The following is a 17,334-nucleotide window of genomic DNA, read 5'->3' as shown; positions in this document are numbered from 1 at the left end:
AGTTTTTCAACACAATCATCCCAAAAGCCGACGTTCGCTCATGTGAGTGGAAAATGTCCAAAACCGGGTGGAAAGAAGCCGGTCGCGTTGTCAGTAACTGCCTCGGTCCGAACCCGGGGCAATTATCAAACGCTCGTCTAATTCTCCGCTGCCACACCTTGCCGCAAATTCAGTCGCGAGCGTTGGGTCGGCGTCAAACGAGTGAAATTCGGCGTCTGTGAGCAGATAAAATTCCTCGTAGTCGACCATCCGATTGCTGACAGGAATGCTAAGATAGGGTCGCCCGCTCGCGGTATCCGTCCCCAACGAATATCGGTGTTCGCGCGAAACCTTGCTGTCGATGAACCTCATGAAACCGATATTAGCGTTGAGAGCGGATGGCGGCAAATTGGTCTATTCTGTTGAAGAAGTCGCACTCTGCGGCGATTGATCCGCGGCTCGTATTCTAGACGAGCCTTCCCCGCTTCGGATCAGGCGAGTGCGAGCCTCCGCATCGGTGTCATCTTCGCCATCTTCCGGAGGTTTTGGGCCGCGGCGGCGAGGTGGAACTCGTCTCTTGCTCCATTGGGTCCGCGTAGGCGCAGGCGATCGAGCTTCAGGATGCGCTTGAGGTGCGCGAACAACATCTCGACCTTTTTGCGCTGGCGGCATGATACACGGTAGGCGTCGGTGGTAGCGATCGCGCGGGCCATGTCGCGAGCGCCCTCGTGGATCGAGCGGGTTACCTTGCGCGCTGGCATGTTCGGCGTGCAACGTTGTCGCAGGGCACAGCCATGGCAGTCCTGCTGGCGCGCGCGATAGCGGATCGACCCGTCCTTATCGACGTGGCCGCGCGGCGTTGTGAAGTTGCGGTTGGACCGCCGCAGGCGGTTGCCGGCCGGGCAGATGTAGCTGTCGTCGTCGTGATCATAGATGAAGTCAGCGCGTTCGAAGCTGCCATCGCTCCGGGCGGACTTGTCGAACACGGGGATGTGTGGCTCGATGCTCTTGTCCTCGACCAGCCACGCCAGGTTGGGCGCTGACCCATAGGCCGTATCCGCCACGAGCCGCTCGGGCCAGAGGCCGAAGCGATCCTGTGCCCGTTCGATCATCCGGCGCTGGGCGGTCACCTCGGCCTGCCGCACCGAGGTCGTCGCCTCGACATCGACGATCACCGCATGGTCGAGATCGATCAGATAGTTGGTGCTGTACGAGTAGAAGGCGGCTTCACGCGTCGCCGCGGTCCAGCGCGACGCGGGGTCGGTGAGGTTGATCCGCTTGGGTGTGACCGGCGTCGAACCGCCGAAGGCAGCATCATCCAGCACGTCCAGATACTCGCGCACGGCCCGCCCCGCCGCGTCTGGCGGTAGGCCTTCTTCACCCGGCACCGAACGCTGGCGATGGACGTCTGCTCGGATCAGACTGGCATCGACCGCGAACCCTTCGCCTCCCACCAGGCCTTCGGCCATGCAGCGCTCGACGGTCATCTCGAACAGCTTGCGTAACAGGTCACTGTCACGGAACCGGCCGTGCCGGTTCTTCGAGAAGGTCGAGTGATCGGGGATCGCACCATCCAGGTCGAGGCGGCAGAACCAACGATAGGCGAGGTTGAGATGCACCTCCTCGCACAGCCGCCGTTCCGAGCGGATGCCCATGCAATAGCCGATGATCAGCATCCGGATCATCAGTTCGGGATCGATCGAGGGGCGGCCCGTCTCGCTGTAGAAAGGCTTCAGGTGCTCGCGGATGCCCGAGCTATGGCTCGCGCTAGTCTTCCTGAAACTCAACCTGATGGATGCCCGTCTTCGACGCACCCGCGACAAGAGTAAGGGGGACGATGCGATGATTTCGGAAGGGCGCGCCTGGCAACATTTCCATCATGTGCATGCGGTGGTGCGCGCAATCCATACCGGCGCGACGCTCGGCGAGCACGTGCTGGGAAGCTTGGTCACCTTTGCGATGGAGGAAGGCGACGCTGGCAGCGGCTTCGACCTACACAGCTTCACGGAAGACTTCACGATCTACGTGCGGGTCGGTGACATCGGAATGGTCCATGCGCTCGATGACGGCGGAGGTGTCGCACAAATCATGCACAACTTTTTGAACGAAATTTGTACAGCTCCCCTGAACGGCGCCCAGGCCAGGGAGTTCGCTGCACGCATGGCTTATGGCAACCGAATCCTCCTCGGTCGGCCGGCCTTTTATACTTATGTATCGCCGGACAAGACCGAGATCGTCCTGCGCTCAAGTCTCGAAGCAAAATTTGGTTTCCAAGCGCCCCGATTTGACCACGCGACTCCATCCGCGGAGGAACTGCGCGCACTCATTCTCCACGTATTACCAATGCTTGATCCGGACGATGAAGGCGTTCCGACAACTTTCGGGACGCGGACCCGCGCTGGTGTTCGGGCTGCGGATTGACCCTAGTCAGCTCTTAGGGCCTTCCAGAACCCTGAACCAGTCGCGGATTGCTAGCTTGAGGCGGTCCACCTCATCTTCGGCTAGAACGCCGCAGTGCGCGATGGTACCGCGGAGCATATTGAGCGCTGCCATCACTCGAGAGACGGCAGACTGATTGCTGAGCATTCCCGCAAAGTCCGACCAGTTCGCCCGAATGATATCTCCAAGCTGGCCGAACGTCGTGTAGTCTATGTCATCTTCCGATCGGACCGTTACAGCAGCCTGAGCTTCGCGTTCCCGGTTCTTGCGCACCTCGTCAAGTACGCCCGGTGGCACGTGAGTGTCCCACCACTTAGCCCCATGCGCTGCCTCCATTGTTTCTACAATAAGGCGACGAATGTCGTTCTCCAAGAGATAGAATATTTCGTAATAGCGTGACATGTGCGCAGCGTTTTTACGATTGGCAACATCGAACTGCTTAATGAATGGCTCTAGTTGTTCGTCATCGACCTGGGTCAGTGCGCCGGTACCGCTCACGTCGAACTCGGCAAGCGTGGCCCGGAGGCCAGTCTCTATGACTGCGCACTTGAGAACAAATAGTTCGACCGTATGGTCGATCATGCTAGTAAGTTCGCCTTGAGGCTCCTGAAGATAGCGTTGTATACCTCAACGTTTGTCGTCTCTGGCAATACCACGTTGATGTTGTAGGCAAGCTGGAGCCGTCCCGCAGCGCCATTGTTTTGCTCCCCAAGCGGAGACGGTGGAGCATCGTATGCCGGAGCGGCATCGCTTCCCTCGTCGAATTTGACGTCCTCCCGTGCCTGCTTCGCGTACTCTTGGAACGACTGGAACGTCGCTAGGATGTAACGGACGATTCCTTCTTTCTTAGGGAGGCCCGTGATCGCCACGATAACGTCGATGAGAGTGGCTTCGTCCGCCTTGTGTGCGTACTGATTGCGACGGAATATCTCACCGAAACCGTTCCGAAGAGCCTGAAGCGCTGCCGCAGCACGACCTGCGTCCGTCTGAAATTGAGCATACGTCTCGGTAGGGGCGCCGGTCTGATTGAGCAGGCCCGTGGCTTTGAGAATTGGAATTATAGGGCGAGCTGCTCCGCCCCGGGCTTCCATGACCGTACCGAGGAAGTCACTTGTGAAGACACCCGGCTTCTCTGATGTCGGTATTTTCTCCAACACCCGCCGCAAGACACCCGGACTCGACGTATATGGCAGGCCGCCGGGAATCTTCCTACGTGCGGTCTTTTCTGCGGCGGCGGCTGTAGCTTCTGCTGCCTGCGGTGCTTTGGATGCCAAACTTGAATCCCCCCTTCACCGATGATGTCGCGAATCTACGTGCCCTGCAAGGCACCTACCTGGCCCAAATTGGAGCGGCAGGCGCGCGGTGCATTTGACGTTCTGCCGTCAGCGCCAGAGCCGGACTTGGCCAGCCCCACGTCGGTCTTCACGCGTAGGATTTCGCCGACCTTGAGTCTGGATTCGTCGAACCGAACGTCAACAAACTTTCGCGGAGCGCGAGCAAAGGGCTGGGCGACCGTCTCCTTGTCCTCGCTGGCATGGCAGATAGACGCATTCGGCCTGGTCGGACCCTTCAACCGCTGCCGCTGAAATTCGCGGCAAAATAGTCGATTACCTCGGCAGCCTGGTTTCCCTGCCGGAAGCGGCGCTGCTCGTCGAAATCGATCGACGGTACCAAATGGATGAACTGGTTCTCCGCGTACTGCGACAAGACCGCCTCGGGATCAATTCCGCCGCTGCGGAGCCCGGTCAGCCCATTCGCCGCATCAATAGCTAGGCCGATCATCACGTCAGCCAACTGCACCGCCTGGCTGCTCGTGGAATCGACCTGCGTCACCGAAGCCAGCTTCAGCGGGAATTTTAGGGTCGCGATCTCTGACTGCCGGAACTCTACCACCTGCTTGTGATCGATGAAGCGTTGGATCAAATTATGATAAGTGAGTAGGTTCTTCGACTGGTCGTGCTCGACCCGATAGGGGCCGTCGGACATCAACTCCATTCGGCTGATCAGAGATTGCAGCACCACCATGGCCGCGTCAGTGCTAACGCCTGGCGTAGCGATTGCTGTGATGCATTCAGGAGCGGCGTAGACTGCCAGCGGTCCCAGCGCCTCCGGAAGCTCGCGCCAATTAGTCCGGCGCGCGGCAGCAACGAGATCGTTGAGCGCGACTGGCGTCTTTTCTTTTACTGCTCGTTGAAACGCAGCAAGGAGCTGATCGAAGGCGGGGGACCCGAGGACCGTAGCACCCACCATGGTCAACAACGAGGCTAACGAATAGTTCTGCCCGTCGGCGTAGAAATTGACACCGCGCTCGTAATAGAATGGCTCTACTGCATAATCGACGAACATCAGTACTAGCAGGAAGCGTTTATCGCATACATAGGTCACCGACTTGAAGTCGCTGAGCAGGTCGCGCTGCAGCGCCAGCAGACGCCCACGATTGCCGTGACGGCGCGACAGGACCCGATATTTGAGCTCCGGCGCTTGCAGTCGCGGGAAATGCTCGCGGATTAGGCGCGCGGCATCGTCATCGCCGATTGCGATCGCCGTGGCGCCTTGAAAGCGCTGCTCCCGATTCAAAAGATCGAACCCGGTATAGCCGCTTTCATCAATCCGGAAGCATTCCATGCTGCCCATCGACGCCAAGATGGCCCTCCTTTCCTATGACGGCAACTAGAACCGGTCCGGCGAGGGCATCGACAGTGTGCTATGAAGTAGTTGTTTTAACCCGGACGGAAGCGCTAGCGTGCCGTCCGCCAACCCAATAAGATACTGGGTAGAACATGCTGTGGCTGTAGCCCTGGCGGCAGGTTTGCAAAGCTAGCCAGCACCGAACCGCTTGCTGAAAAAATCTTTGATCTCGAAAAACTTGTTCGGCCCTCCGAGGTGCTCATACGAGAAGGGTATGCCGTCGAGGTGGGATAAGTCGAATTGCATGCCGCCGAACTCATATAATCTACGATATCGCGGATTTATGCGCCAAACAGGCTCTGCGATGTCATGGGCGAAGGCGTTCCGGATTTGGTAGATAAAACCGACGCACTGCTCGTCTTCTAAAGCGATGGGGTCAGGGAGCGGTATTCCGATTTCTTCGCGCACGCGATTCAGGGTGATCGCTGCCGCACCAAACGCGATTGTCAGATTGTTTTGAAGAGCAATTAGAAGGTCGCCTGCGCTACCCAATGCCCTTGGAACAACGAAGACTATATCGCCATCCTGCCAAGCTACGTCCTCATCTAACTCGTCGGCGTCGATCTTTCCGTTGAGCCCATAGTTGTAGAGCTTCCATGCAAAGGCCAGTTGCCCAAAGGCGGTTGGAAGATATTTCACGGTCGCTCCAATAGTTGGTCCGCTCCGTACTATCCAAGCGCGCTGACGCTGGCCATTCGGACGCGATCCTTGATCCACTTTCGGGCCGACGCAAGACTTTGGCGATAGTCATCTGCCGCCATCGAAAGAGACTCCGGCGATGTGGCACGTTCCAAATCCTCGGTCGACCAGTCATCCAGCATGCGTTTGGCCAACGCAAAACACGTCGCCTTCCCCACCCGATAGGCCAGCGTCCTTTGCGCCGCCTGTAACGCGATCCCACGGGCTTCGTCCGGGTCTTCCGCATCCGAAAACTCGTTGGCGAGTTCGTCCGCCATTTTGGCGACAACGGGATACAGACCGTTTACGAAAAGCGTTTGCACATCTGCATAGAAGCGCGCGGCGCGTCCTTTCATTTCCCGGTCAGCGATGTCTTCGGCTTCGACAAGGATTTTGATTTCTGGAGCCCGTTCCAAGGCGCGGCTTAGCTTCGAGGCGGTGGCACCTTCGGGAGCCAAACGAACCCGCGATTTTGACGCGCGCTGCTCATTGCGCTTGCTCGGCGGCGCGAGGCCGGGAATCTGATCCTCCTCCTGCTCGGATTGAAGCGTGGTGGGCTCCGGTTCAGCGAGGCCAGCATCGTTGGCAACCGATCGAAGGGTGGGCTCCGAGCTGCGCTTGGCGACATTTGTCGGCACGCGCAGTTCATCTAGCAAAGATTGAAGATCCGATTGAAGATCGTTCAGATCGTCTGCGCTGTCGGGCGATTCCGACCGGATCACATCTTTGACCCAATCAGGCATGAGTTGCCGGACGAGATAGGCATATTGGTCTGCAGTCAGTGGCGATTTGTCGTGGCGCCAGGTCAGAGCGTCGCGGTACTGGTTCGGGAGAGCACCATCGTCCGGTAGCCGGATTTCAACGGTAAGGACTTTCGAACCAAACGGTATCCCAAAGGTCGGCGCTACCGACGACCATACCTTTTGGGTACGGAAATCGTACCTCTCATCTCGATAGACGAGCGCGCAAAACGTTGTCGATCCCGTCGCAGCATTCGCCCGTGCACTGTAGGTGTGGCTCGACCCTTCATGGCGTGGGTCGTGAATATATCGGACCGTCACGCCGCTCGCGGTATCGGTCACGTCTTCGTGGCGCGGCAGGCGATCGAGAATTTCATCGAGCGTGCGCAATTGACGGAATCGCCCCGTCTCCTCCTTGCCGCCGCCTTTCGTCATGGCAACATCGACGCGGACCTGAACGCCAGCCGAGAAGCTCACGAATCGCCGAAAGATTGAGGTGGCGATGAAGCTACGATCGACCGGCATGCCGATACCGATCGGCTCGGCAACGGTGTCATGCGAAGCGTTTTCGCCAAACAGAACGACTTCGGTCCAATCAAAATCTGTGGGCGTGCCGTTTGCCGTTACCGCCGACGTCACGTCATAGATCGTTTCTGACTGACCGTCGGCGAGCAGCACGGCGTAACGGACATAGGTTTGCTCGTCCTCATCCCAGCCGATCGTAACCTCGTTGACCTCGCCGTCTTTACAAGAGCGGTACCGTATGCCGTCCGGCGAGGCAGCGAGACCCGACACTTTCGCGCCGATCCCGAAGTTGCCGTCGAGCGACATCATCTTGTTGACTGAGGAACTGATGTCGGTGGCCCGGCGCATTTCGGCGGCAGACATCCCGACTCCGGTATTCCAAAAGGTCAGTTTCCGCACGCCGTCGATTAGAGTCGGCATGATCTCGACGGTCCGCTTGCCCTCGGGCGCCAGCGCAGCATTTTCATCGGCGTTTTTGAAGAACTCGCGGATGAGTGTGTTGATAGGCGCCTGTTTGATCAGCCGGTTGATCAAGAAGGTCTTATCGCCAATGCCGAGATGTTCGGGTCGCATCTTGTATCCCTTTAGAGCTTGAAGCTGTCTGAAGATTCACTTGTCGAACCGAAACGCTTTTCGAGGTCTGAGACGGCTTCCTTCAACGCTTTGCTGATTTTGCGAATGTCGGCCTCGGTAAATTCATAGGCGCGACGGTTCGAGAGATTTCCGAGTTTTCGGATTGCATCCAGAGCGATTTGGGTTCGCCCTTCCGCCAGTCGCACAAAATTCGATCTCTTCTCACTATCAGCCACGAGTCGCCTCCATCATGAATTTCTATGTATGGATTTCGCACTGTCGTTGCAATAGTTTCGTGTATTTCTGTGCGATATTCTCGTTATGAATGGCGAGAAATTCACTATAATACTGAAATCCCGCGAGGATTCTGCCCGATTTTCCGGCTAAGCGTTGAAACGGGGCGTTCGCGGGGATGAACAAGCCGGTCGTGACAAATGCCAACCCGTATAGTCAGGTGCCCGCATATCACATGCCGATGTCGAGCCCACGGCTGCGTCCCTTTCCGATCATATTGGCGAGGCTCTGACCAACACCCCGGTCGAGCGTGGGAGGCAAACCAAGCTGAGCCATGCGGTTTCTCAAAATAGATTCGACCTGCGGGTCGCGTTCGAGACTTTTGGCCATCCCGATCATTCGGTCCGCAACCGTACCGGCGCGGCTGTCTTCGCGGTCGCGAAGCAGGATGCGGCGTTGCCGATCAAGCGATTGCCAGCGCTGAACGAAAACATCCGCTCTGACGTCGGGGTTTAAACGCATCTCGCGTTCGAGTTGCATGACGCGGACGGCATTCACCACGCGTCCCTTCGCGGCCTCGCCGATCATCGAATGGTCGCTCGCAAAGGCGCTTTCTAGATCTCGTGCACCGTAAGGCTGAATCGCGTCGAGAATTGCTCGGCTCGCCGTCAGTTCGGCCCGTTGATCAGGCGTGTAGGGTTCGCCGATCGAATTTGCGAAGCGCATCGATTGAACGATGCGTCCGTGACGTGCCACCGCTGCATCGAGCGTCACCGGTGGACTTGCCGGCCGGAGTTCGGCTTCGGGTGCGCGCAGGAAGTCGCCCGCCATATCCCTGCCGCGCTCGCGCGAAAGCACTTGCGCCAGTTTCCTGCGATCGGCGAAGTCATCGCGGCCATAATGAAGTTCGACGTTATCGCGGTGACGGGACAGCGCCACATAGGCGGCGTGGCGGTCAAGCCCCGGCGTCGCCAGCACATGAACGCGGTCGACAGTCATCCCTTGTGCCTTGTGTACAGTTGCGGCGTAACCGTGATCGATTGCGGCATAGTCCTTGACGTCGAACGCAACCGATCGACCGTCATCAAGCAGGACCGCCAGCCGCGTGGACGTGGCCGATCGTACCTCCCCAAGCGTACCGTTCTTGACGCCAAGACTGCGTTCGTTCCTGAGGAACATGACGCGGTCGCCGCGAGCGAACGACCGTTCGCCGCGCTCGACGCCGATCGCCACGTCGTCGCCGAGCGCATCCCTTGCCCGTAGCCGCTCCCGCACCGCGACATTGAGTGCGCCAACCTCGTCGTTAGTGTGGGTGAGAATAATGCGGGTCGCGCCCGGTGAGACAACGCGATCGCGGTCCCAATGCTCTATCAGCTCGGCACGCGCTTCCTCCCGAGTGTCAGCCGCTGGTTCAGGAGCAGGAGGGGAGGCCGGCGAATTGAGGGCAGATAATCTGAAATTCTCCTGGCGCCTGTGGAGGCTCCGAGGCTCGGCCCAGGTTGTGACGTCACGTTGTTCGCTCCGAAATGGATCAGTGCCCTTGCTCGATCTCTGATTTTCCAGTTGATGCCCCCGGGGCGAATCATTGAACAAGAACCACAAACGGGGCGTCGGCTATTGGGCCGCTAGGGCAAAGCGCGAGCGCAGGCGTCGATGGCAGGTCGAAAAGCGTCGCATCAAGAGGGGCGGCCTGCCCAGGATTGGCGCGCTGGGAGCCGGGAAGATAACCTACGTGCGTGTCGCCGCGCCGCCGATTCTCGACTTATTTGGTACGAAATACAGACCTCAAGCCGCCGGGTTCCTCCATCAAATCCGTAGGCACAGCAGGCAGCAAAACGTCGGAATTCGGCTCGATCTATCGCGCGTCACGGCAATGTGGTCGCCAACCGCCCTGCGGATACGGGCCGAGATCGACCGCGCTCTAGCTTGTCGAGCTAACCCCAAACCGTTCCTCTGCATTCGCCCTGTCGATCACAAAATGGATGAGGTGTTTGCGCAAATCGGCATCTATGAAGCGATCGGGCTGAAATGCGACATCAGCTCGAAACGCGATGATGTGATGCATTGGCGCCTTGCCACCGGTGTTCTGTCGGAAGGGGTAAAGGGCGGATCACTTCTTGAGCAGTACGAAGGACGACTCGCTGAGGGGCTCAAGCGTGGCCTGTACGGCGGGATCATCGAGGCAATGACCAACACCGTCCAGCACGCTTATGAGGGGCGCGATGGTGAGGCATTGCGCCATAACATCGGGAAAAGATGGTGGTTACTCTCGCAAGAAAGGAACGACATCCTGACGGTGGCCATTTGCGACCTGGGGATCGGAATTTCCGAATCCCTTCCGCGCAGCGGCACATTCTCTGTCGAGGCAGTGACCGACATGTTGAAAGGGCTCGGCATCGCGCGCACCGACGCAAACGCAATCAGAGCAGCGATTGAACTCGGTCGAACTCGGACCAATATCAAGGGGCGTGGCCGTGGCCTCCATGATATCGTTGAGGCCGTGAACCTTTCTGAGGCCGGTCGTGTTATGATCGGTAGCAATAGAGGTATGTTTACGACCACCGAGGGAAAGAGCTATGCGCGCAACTTCGGCGATTCGGTTCCAGGGACCATCATCTGGTGGACTGTCGGGATCACGGACGATGAGCAGGACATTGGAACCAACCGTGATTGATGTGGCGGCCGACTTCACGCGCTTTCCGGGCGGGCGGTATAAGAGCGACGGAATTTTTTCCGGAGAGAGGTTTCGCGAAGAGTGCCTTGTTCCTGCGCTCGATCGCGGTGCGAAGGTCGTTATCAAGCTCGATGGAACAATGGGTTACGGCTCGTCATTTCTCGAAGAGGCGTTTGGTGGCGTCGTTCGCAGCGGCAGATTCACGCCGCAAGAACTCCAGGATCGGCTGGTGCTAGAGACATCTGACCCGTCCCTGTACGACGAAATTGTTGAATACCTCACCTCAGCTATCCATTGAGATCAACGGCGCACCGCCGCCAGCGGCTAAGTCGCTCGATCTCGCCGCCTTCGCACCCGCTATACTCGCGGCCTTTTTTGTGGGCATGGGCTGGATTGTCGTTGAGCGCTACGCGCGCAGGCGCGAAATTAGATCAGACCTACGGGACGCGGCCGACCTTTTTGAGGATACGGTCGATGACATCGTTGCTATGGCGTGCAAGTTCTACCTGCTCGCTGGCGCCGACCCGCATTCTGTCTCGCTCGCGACTTCGATCAAGTCCAAGATTCAAGCACTTTCGCCGCTAATCGACGTCCTAAGCGGCGGTGGGATACGGGTAGATGCACGCGATGCAATTCGGCTATTTCGGCAGGCGGTCACTGGCGGGAGCTTTGAATCGATAACCCGCGGCGCTTTACCTGAGTCTTCGCCGATGTTTACGAAGATGGAAGCAGCGGGGCAGGATCTCGTTCAAATCGTCCGACTGAGCGTCTTCCAAACCTTGATCGACCGCAAGGCTTCAAAACCGAAGAGGCGGCCGCTCCGACGCCCTGTTCCGCAAAAGGACGCTTCGGAAGGGGTTAAGCCAGCCAGTTTGGTTTGACGTTCGGCTCAAAGCCACCACGTCCGTTCTCTCGGGTGCAACCGCGTTCAACTCCGCAACCGGCTCAACGCCCGCTTCCACTGCTGCTCACTCGGCATCGGCAGGAGCACAGTCGGCTCACGATCCTTCGACCAGGACACGAACGCGCCGGCACCGCAACGCTTGCAACGCAGCCGCCGTGCAACGCTCTGCATTCCGACGTCCCACCCGCGACGCTCGAAGAGCGCCCACAAGGCATGAGGATCGAAAACCCCCCAGGCCGCGCACCGCCGGCACGTCGCCACGACTGCGAAATGCCAAGCAGCCGCTTCGAGCAGATTTGTTGGAAGCGGACTTCCGTCATGCCCATAGCGCGCCACATCAGCCCTCGCGCGGCTCACATCCGGGCGGCCAGGGCTCATCGACGCCGAAGACGCCCGGGCGTTGCTGGCCGTGGATGAAGTCAGCTCGCACTACGACGGTGCGATTTAGTACCTCCATCACGGAGTTCACCACCTCCGCAAGCGTCACTGGACTGACGATGCCTAGCTCGCGCTTCTTGTACGGCTTGAGCACTTGAAGCTTGATCGTGATGCGCATGCGGAGCTCGTCGTGGGAAACGACCTGCATCAAGCCGCCTCAAAAAGCGGAAGTTGCTCCCCCTTCGCCGCGGAGAGCGCTCGCGACCTCTGCGCAGCCTCGACCGCCTGCCGATAGTGGATTGTGCCCAGCCGCTCCGCTTCCTCAAAACGGACAGGCGCCCAATCCTCCGTTGGGTAGCAGGCTTCATATGTCTCGCGCGCCATCGCGCGCAGCAGCGGGTCATGCTGCACGGCCGTTCTCCTTGAATGTCGAATCGCCGACTCGGCGGCGGATAAGAAGGCTAGAACAAAAACGGAACACGCGGCAACAGATTCGTGCTAAACCTCGATCAAGCCGAGTCGAGAAAGGAGCGCAGACGTGGCGCGTTTGTTCGTTACCCAGGTCGGATCGCAGCAGATCGCCGAGCAATTCGGCGTCGAGGATGCGCCGATCATTACCATGCCGAGGGAGATGACCGAGGGGCTGGAAGGACCGATCGTCGTCGAGAGCAACGGACGCCGATTATTAAAGATAGCCCGTTGGGGTTTCTCTCGCCCGCTTCGAGCCGGTCTTTCGCGGCCTGACGGCGAGCCGGACATCATCGGGCTAGTCGCAGACCTCACCAACCCAATGTGGGATACGCTGGCCGTCGATCCGCGCTACCGCTGCCTGATCCCGCTCACGCATTTCGCCAACCCGGCGGGCGCACAGGGAAGCAAGACCCGCTCGTGGTTCTCGGTGAAACACGAACCCTTGGTCGCCTGGGCGGGATTCTGCCGCAACCTGCCGAACGTCGGGCCTGTCTTTGCTGGGATGACGATGGCGGCGAACGAAGCAGTGATACCGTACAATGACCGGATGCCGGCGTTGCTCGGCCAACAGGAATATGAGCGCTGGCTACATGGGTCGATTAGCGAAGTGATTGAGTTTCAGTTTCGGCCGCCGATGGCTGCCAGTCGGATAAGTGTGATCCACACGGATGATCGCTGGCGGAGCGGCTCGGTGCCCGAATTCCAGGCGATGGCGCAGGGAGTGTTGCTGTGACGGCAGCCTGCAGCCAATGGCGGACACCTCCGAGCGAGCTTGCGGTCCTTGATCGCAGAAGGCAGGTTGAGCACCGTGATCGGGAGGTCCGGGGTGGCATCGGGAGAGTACCAAAGGAGGGTGGTCGCGTTTCTCGACATCCTTGGCTTTTCACGGCTTGTAGAGAACGCTGACGACCCTAAGTGGCGCACCGCCATCGAAGGTGTGCTTAAGACCATGCGCGGCACGTTGGCGCCGAACCAAGCATTCGATCTTCGACTATCCCAATTCAGCGACTGCATCGTGATCTCTGCGCCGATTGAGCCATACAGCGTCAACTTGGTCATGACTGGCTCGCTCATCCTTGCAGATAACCTGCTCCAGCGCGCGGTGCTCCTGCGGGGCGGAATCGCCGTCGGAAACCTTATCCACACCGACGATGTGATGTTCGGACCTGGAATGCTAACCGCCTACCGTGGCGATACCGCCGGCGGTCCTCCCCGCATCTCGATCGACGAAACACTTAAAGACGAAATAGCAAGTTGGCACAACGACTTCGGTCTTGAAGCGCTGATGCGGACAGATCCTTATGATCTGACTTTGGCGCTCCACACGCTCCACGACTATCAACTTTACACACCAGAACCACACGTAGGAAAAGCAGTGCTGGACGGGGTGGCTGCCACGTTAGCCCAGCAGATCGCGTGGCAGTGCTACGGTGCCGGGCACAGCCCATCGGTTCGCGCAAAATGGCTCTGGATGGAGCGATATTGGAATGAAACAGTGGGATTCAAAAACATCCTTCCGCCGACCACACAATATGCATCGGAATTTCTGGCAGCTTTGAAACAGTAAGGCCGAAAGAGCGATGGGCCCGCTAGCCACTCAATAGCTGCCTTCCGAAGACGCCGATCGCGCTTAGGCAGGTGCTCACTGGCGGCCTCTGCAATCACTGATAGAGTGCCGCCATGTGCAACCTCTACACGATGCGCAAAAGCATGGCCGAAGTCGCGGCGCACTTCGGCGTAAAGGTGCCGACTTATTCGAATGCGCCGGAGGAAGCCTATCCCGGCACTCCCGGGACCGTTGTCCGCGAAGATGCCGGCGAGCGGGTGATGCAGTCAATGACCTGGGGCTTTCCACTGCGCCTCAAAGGCATGTCGCCAACCGCCAAGCCGAAGCCGATCAATAACATCGCCGACCTTCGCAAGGGCATGTGGATCGGCCTGGCGCGCAAGCCGCAATGGCGCTGCTTAATCCCGTTGACGGCGTTCGCGGAAGCTGAGGGGCCGAAGGGCGCCAAGACCCGCACCTGGTTCAACGTGAAAGACGAGCCGATCTTTGCGGCCGCTGGCGTGTGGCGCATCAGTGACGAATGGGGGCCGGTATATTCAATGGTCATGACCGACTGCAACGAGGCGATCCGGCCAGTCCACGACCGAATGCCGGTGTTGTTGATGCCCGACGAATATGAGGCCTGGCTCCGCGGCGACTTCGACACGGCGATCGCTTTTCAGCAGCGGTGCTTTCCCGACGAGCTGATCGAAATGACGCGGACAGACGAGTTTTGGGTCAAGAGAAAGCCGGCTGTGTAACGCTAGCGGGGTGCCTCTACCTCTTTTGCTCCGCATCTCACCATTCTGGATCATTCTGTCGCCGGCAATGGTTGCCATTGATCATAACCGCGTCCATATCGAGCCAAGTTTAGGGGGTGCGATAGGGAGCCGTATGGCGAAACATGCCCAGCATGCTGGATTTGCACGCCAATACCGCAGCCCGGTAATCCGGACGTCCGAGAGCGCCAGACTCCTCCATAAGACGGACGTTGCGGAGGTAAGCACCTACGTGATCTTTGAGCCACCAGCCGACGCGTTGGCGAACGTTTTTAGTTCGCAGGAAGTTATGGTAAAAGAAGCCGTCAAAAGGTCGTTCTCCCGATGGAAGAGCGAACGAAAGATGCGAACAGTTCCTAAGCCGGCGTCCAAGCCCGCGATCAAGCGGATGGCCAATGCTAAACTGTTGGCTGACCTCAATCAGTCGGCCGGTGATCGCGCAGTGCGCATCGGAGCGTCCCCATTCGAACCGCTGTCCATAGGAGATGCGATCGAAGTGGTTCGCTGTCTTAAGATTAGTGCGCGCAGCCTCGCGGGTACGCGAGACGCATTAGTTAGTCTATTCGATCACCCGAACTTCGACGGCACAGGAATGTCGGCAACCGAACTAGTTAAGGCTGGTCGGACGACTCGTGTCATTATGCGACTGGACGAGCTGAGGGTCGGTCCACAGGGGTAAGGGATTGCATTGGACCTGCCAACGGGGGACGTGGCGGCGACGACGGTATACCGAGTCAGTTCGCTGGAATATTATGCGCGATCGTTTAGTGCGGTTGGAGCGCGGATGGGCGGACGCTTCAACAGGCCGGACGTCAGCGCCCTTTATTTCGCCTTAGACGCAGATACCGCTTTGCAGGAATATTTCGGCACGGATCCGGTTAGGCCTGCCGTTGTCATTCCCGTCGAATTCCACGCTGTAAACATGTTCGATCTCTGTAAGCCGGTTGGCCGCCTGGGCGCTGATTTCAAGGCTTGGGATTGCGACTGGAAATTCGCCAAGGAACAACATGAAGCAGGCCTTGTGTCGGCCGATTGCGAAAGCTGGCGAATTGGAGACCAAGTCCGCGATTGGAAAATGTCCGGAATTATCTTCCCCTCGACCAAGCGTCCGAAAGGCGTCAATCTTTGCTTGTTTAACGAACATGCTATTATCGGAAGTTGCGGTTACAAACCGCTCGACCCACATGGCGAGATCTTAAAGGCTAATCCTCCGGTCAAAGTGAAATAGTCTGCCTGTTTTCCGACGCTCAAGCTGTGCGGTCGGAGCAAGGCGCGGCCCCTGCTGACTTCTTTGCGTTTTCTGCAAATTGCTCTGTCAGTCGCAATAGCCATGGGGCAGCGGCATCTTGAGATCGCGCGCCCAGCGGCAGATTCGCGCGACCTTGTCGCGGTGCGAACGTCCCCAATCGACCATAGCGTTCCACCATTGCCGTTCCGCCTGCTCGGCCGGGCACGGGTCGGAACGCAGGTTGGTCGGGCAGGCGTCGAGCGCCGCCACCGGATAGGCCGGCTCGTCGTCGACCTTGAGATCAGCGGCAGGCGGGAATTGCAGAGACGTCACGACCCTGCTGGCGCAGGATGGCGCAGCCAGTGCGACGGCGAGCATCATCGCCACCCGAAGCGTTCTTGAGCGCATCGTTCAACTCCTGTTTCTGTTGGTCCTGGCGGCGGGTGTCTTCGACCCGGGCAGCCGAGGCGTTCGTGTTCGCGGCGCCGACCTTCCGAATCGTGTCGATCGCGCGGGCCTGCTCCTTCACGACCTCCCCCGACTTCCCATCGTGCCGGCCGAACGCATAGACAGCGCCGACGATCGCCAGCACGATCAGTGCATGGCCGCCGTAGAAGATCAGTCCGGCCAGCTTGGGGCCGAACCGTGCGATGAGAAATTGCGGGATCATTGGTTGCCTCCAATACGAAACCGGCGGAGCCGCAGCCCCGCCGGTCGGTTCGGTTTAAGTGGCAGAGCGTTAGCTGCCGGCGGGGACGATCGACGCCGAGGCGCTGACGCTCGCGCCGGTGAACGCGTCGGGCACCTCGCCAGCCGCAACCGCGACCTGCCATTGCAGCCACCCGCCCACGGTGATCGACACTTCCTGCCCCTCGTCAGGTTCGCCGACCAGGTCGGCGATGGCGGTCGCCGTCGCAATGGCGACGTCCCGGTCCTTGGCATGGACCGGTTGGCTGGCGACGACTTCGTCGAACTTGGGCCCTACGGCGGCCAACGCGAGCGCCACCGTGGCGCCGCGGACGCTGAAACCATAGCTCATGAAACACCTTCTCGGTTATCGCCGCTGATCCCCGCGGCCGGGTGTCTCGTCGCCCGGCCTAAAAGCGCGTCGGCGGTGTGGGTGGCGGAGCCCCCGTCGCATCGTCCAGCGGCACCGCTGGCCCCGTACCGGTCGTCGCCGGCGGAAGCCTGTCGATAACCGTCGCAAGGTTCGCGTCCGCCTGGGTGCTGCCCGTCGGTCGCGTCGGGATGCGGAGCAAACCGATAAGGCCGCCCGTAATCGTCCCGAGCCCGAATGCCTCAGTTACGTTGACGCCATGCCCCGCAGCGAACAGCGCCACGCAGAACACCAGGACGAGGCAAACGAGGGTCGCCAGATAGGCGATTAGCTGGTCATGGTCGCTCATAGGAAAATAGTCCGCGCGCGAGCGGTGGCGACTTGGCGCTCGGCGAGACCGTTCGGGGTATGCTCTGACTTCGGGTTCTCGCCTAAAGTTGG

At 59.2% G+C, this 17,334-nt stretch carries 21 protein-coding genes and 1 pseudogene; 8 read left to right on the top strand and 14 right to left on the bottom strand.

What is annotated here, in order from left to right; all coding sequences use genetic code 11:
* Positions 1-470: 470 nt before the first annotated feature.
* Positions 471-1,733 (bottom strand): annotated as a pseudogene (locus SMA01S_RS22750) (transposase); the annotation flags it as partial.
* Between SMA01S_RS22750 and SMA01S_RS22745 the strand changes: the two are divergent.
* Positions 1,726-2,400, top strand: a complete 675-nt coding sequence (locus SMA01S_RS22745) for a hypothetical protein (protein WP_157094108.1) — start codon at positions 1,726-1,728, stop codon at positions 2,398-2,400. The pseudogene SMA01S_RS22750 and the gene SMA01S_RS22745 overlap by 8 nt on opposite strands.
* 6 nt (positions 2,401-2,406) lie before the next feature.
* Here the strand turns inward: SMA01S_RS22745 and SMA01S_RS22740 are convergent, their stop codons facing one another.
* The 7 genes from SMA01S_RS22740 to SMA01S_RS22710 all read right to left on the bottom strand — a co-directional run bounded on the left by SMA01S_RS22740 (position 2,407) and on the right by SMA01S_RS22710 (position 9,458).
* Entirely contained in the window at positions 2,407-3,000 is a 594-nt protein-coding gene (locus SMA01S_RS22740; protein WP_066827645.1) for a Swt1 family HEPN domain-containing protein, read from the bottom strand.
* Positions 2,997-3,692 (bottom strand): DUF5343 domain-containing protein, encoded by a 696-nt coding sequence (locus tag SMA01S_RS22735; protein WP_157094107.1) that lies wholly within the window; start codon positions 3,690-3,692, stop codon positions 2,997-2,999. The genes SMA01S_RS22740 and SMA01S_RS22735 overlap by 4 nt, the downstream gene beginning before the upstream one ends.
* A gap of 295 nt (positions 3,693-3,987) precedes the next feature.
* A complete protein-coding gene (locus SMA01S_RS22730) occupies positions 3,988-5,052 on the bottom strand; it encodes a hypothetical protein (RefSeq protein WP_245649403.1) in 1,065 nt (354 codons plus the stop codon).
* Between the two features lie 183 nt (positions 5,053-5,235).
* A complete protein-coding gene (locus tag SMA01S_RS22725) occupies positions 5,236-5,745 on the bottom strand; it encodes a hypothetical protein (protein WP_066827638.1) in 510 nt (169 codons plus the stop codon).
* Positions 5,746-5,774: 29 nt separating this feature from the next.
* The gene (locus SMA01S_RS22720) at positions 5,775-7,622 is read right to left on the bottom strand and encodes a hypothetical protein (RefSeq protein WP_066827636.1); all 1,848 of its coding nucleotides are present in this window, start codon (positions 7,620-7,622) and stop codon (positions 5,775-5,777) included.
* Between the two features lie 11 nt (positions 7,623-7,633).
* Entirely contained in the window at positions 7,634-7,858 is a 225-nt protein-coding gene (locus SMA01S_RS22715; RefSeq protein WP_066827634.1) for a hypothetical protein, read from the bottom strand.
* Positions 7,859-8,087: 229 nt separating this feature from the next.
* Positions 8,088-9,458 (bottom strand): hypothetical protein, encoded by a 1,371-nt coding sequence (locus SMA01S_RS22710; protein ID WP_157094106.1) that lies wholly within the window; start codon positions 9,456-9,458, stop codon positions 8,088-8,090.
* Between SMA01S_RS22710 and SMA01S_RS22705 the strand changes: the two genes are divergently transcribed.
* From SMA01S_RS22705 to SMA01S_RS22695, 3 genes are read left to right on the top strand one after another with little or no spacing between them, the layout of a single operon-like run.
* Positions 9,442-10,530 carry a hypothetical protein gene (locus SMA01S_RS22705; RefSeq protein WP_066827630.1) on the top strand — a complete coding sequence of 363 codons (1,089 nt, stop codon included), beginning with the start codon at positions 9,442-9,444 and terminating at the stop codon, positions 10,528-10,530. The two genes, SMA01S_RS22710 and SMA01S_RS22705, sit on opposite strands and share 17 nt — an antisense overlap.
* Positions 10,499-10,828 (top strand): STAS-like domain-containing protein, encoded by a 330-nt coding sequence (locus SMA01S_RS22700; protein ID WP_066827628.1) that lies wholly within the window; start codon positions 10,499-10,501, stop codon positions 10,826-10,828. Before SMA01S_RS22705 ends, SMA01S_RS22700 begins: the two co-directional genes overlap by 32 nt.
* Positions 10,800-11,411 carry a hypothetical protein gene (locus SMA01S_RS22695; protein ID WP_157094105.1) on the top strand — a complete coding sequence of 204 codons (612 nt, stop codon included), beginning with the start codon at positions 10,800-10,802 and terminating at the stop codon, positions 11,409-11,411. Before SMA01S_RS22700 ends, SMA01S_RS22695 begins: the two co-directional genes overlap by 29 nt.
* A gap of 360 nt (positions 11,412-11,771) precedes the next feature.
* On the opposite strand, the gene SMA01S_RS22690 is transcribed toward SMA01S_RS22695, so the two are convergent.
* Positions 11,772-11,990: a hypothetical protein gene (locus SMA01S_RS22690; protein WP_157094104.1), complete on the bottom strand. Its 219-nt coding sequence runs from the start codon at positions 11,988-11,990 to the stop codon at positions 11,772-11,774.
* A 29-nt stretch (positions 11,991-12,019) separates the two neighbouring features.
* Complete coding sequence (locus tag SMA01S_RS22685) at positions 12,020-12,223, bottom strand: hypothetical protein (protein WP_066827622.1); 204 nt, start codon at positions 12,221-12,223, stop codon at positions 12,020-12,022.
* A 127-nt stretch (positions 12,224-12,350) separates the two neighbouring features.
* On the opposite strand from SMA01S_RS22685, the gene SMA01S_RS22680 reads away from it, so the two are divergent.
* The 4 genes from SMA01S_RS22680 (at position 12,351) to SMA01S_RS22660 (ending at position 15,836) form a co-directional block, all read left to right on the top strand.
* Positions 12,351-13,016 (top strand): SOS response-associated peptidase family protein, encoded by a 666-nt coding sequence (locus tag SMA01S_RS22680; protein WP_066827620.1) that lies wholly within the window; start codon positions 12,351-12,353, stop codon positions 13,014-13,016.
* Between the two features lie 120 nt (positions 13,017-13,136).
* On the top strand, positions 13,137-13,850 hold the full coding sequence (locus SMA01S_RS22675) for a hypothetical protein (RefSeq protein ID WP_157094103.1): 714 nt from the start codon (positions 13,137-13,139) through the stop codon (positions 13,848-13,850).
* 113 nt (positions 13,851-13,963) lie between these two features.
* On the top strand, positions 13,964-14,590 hold the full coding sequence (locus SMA01S_RS22670; protein ID WP_066827616.1) for an SOS response-associated peptidase: 627 nt from the start codon (positions 13,964-13,966) through the stop codon (positions 14,588-14,590).
* 727 nt (positions 14,591-15,317) lie between these two features.
* Complete coding sequence (locus tag SMA01S_RS22660; protein WP_066827610.1) at positions 15,318-15,836, top strand: RES family NAD+ phosphorylase; 519 nt, start codon at positions 15,318-15,320, stop codon at positions 15,834-15,836.
* A gap of 87 nt (positions 15,837-15,923) precedes the next feature.
* On the opposite strand, the gene SMA01S_RS22655 is transcribed toward SMA01S_RS22660, so the two are convergent.
* The 4 genes from SMA01S_RS22655 to SMA01S_RS22640 all read right to left on the bottom strand — a co-directional run bounded on the left by SMA01S_RS22655 (position 15,924) and on the right by SMA01S_RS22640 (position 17,242).
* Complete coding sequence (locus SMA01S_RS22655; protein WP_066827608.1) at positions 15,924-16,169, bottom strand: hypothetical protein; 246 nt, start codon at positions 16,167-16,169, stop codon at positions 15,924-15,926.
* Positions 16,138-16,506: a hypothetical protein gene (locus tag SMA01S_RS22650; protein WP_066827606.1), complete on the bottom strand. Its 369-nt coding sequence runs from the start codon at positions 16,504-16,506 to the stop codon at positions 16,138-16,140. Before SMA01S_RS22650 ends, SMA01S_RS22655 begins: the two co-directional genes overlap by 32 nt.
* A 69-nt stretch (positions 16,507-16,575) precedes the next feature.
* A complete protein-coding gene (locus SMA01S_RS22645; RefSeq protein ID WP_066827605.1) occupies positions 16,576-16,875 on the bottom strand; it encodes a hypothetical protein in 300 nt (99 codons plus the stop codon).
* Between the two features lie 58 nt (positions 16,876-16,933).
* Complete coding sequence (locus SMA01S_RS22640) at positions 16,934-17,242, bottom strand: hypothetical protein (protein WP_066827604.1); 309 nt, start codon at positions 17,240-17,242, stop codon at positions 16,934-16,936.
* Positions 17,243-17,334: the final 92 nt, after the last annotated feature.

It is taken from the genome of Sphingomonas mali NBRC 15500, assembly GCF_001598415.1.
Lineage (GTDB): Bacteria > Pseudomonadota > Alphaproteobacteria > Sphingomonadales > Sphingomonadaceae > Sphingomonas > Sphingomonas mali.
The sequence above is the reverse complement of the archived record's forward strand: the minus strand, read 5'-3'. Positions and strand labels throughout refer to the sequence as shown.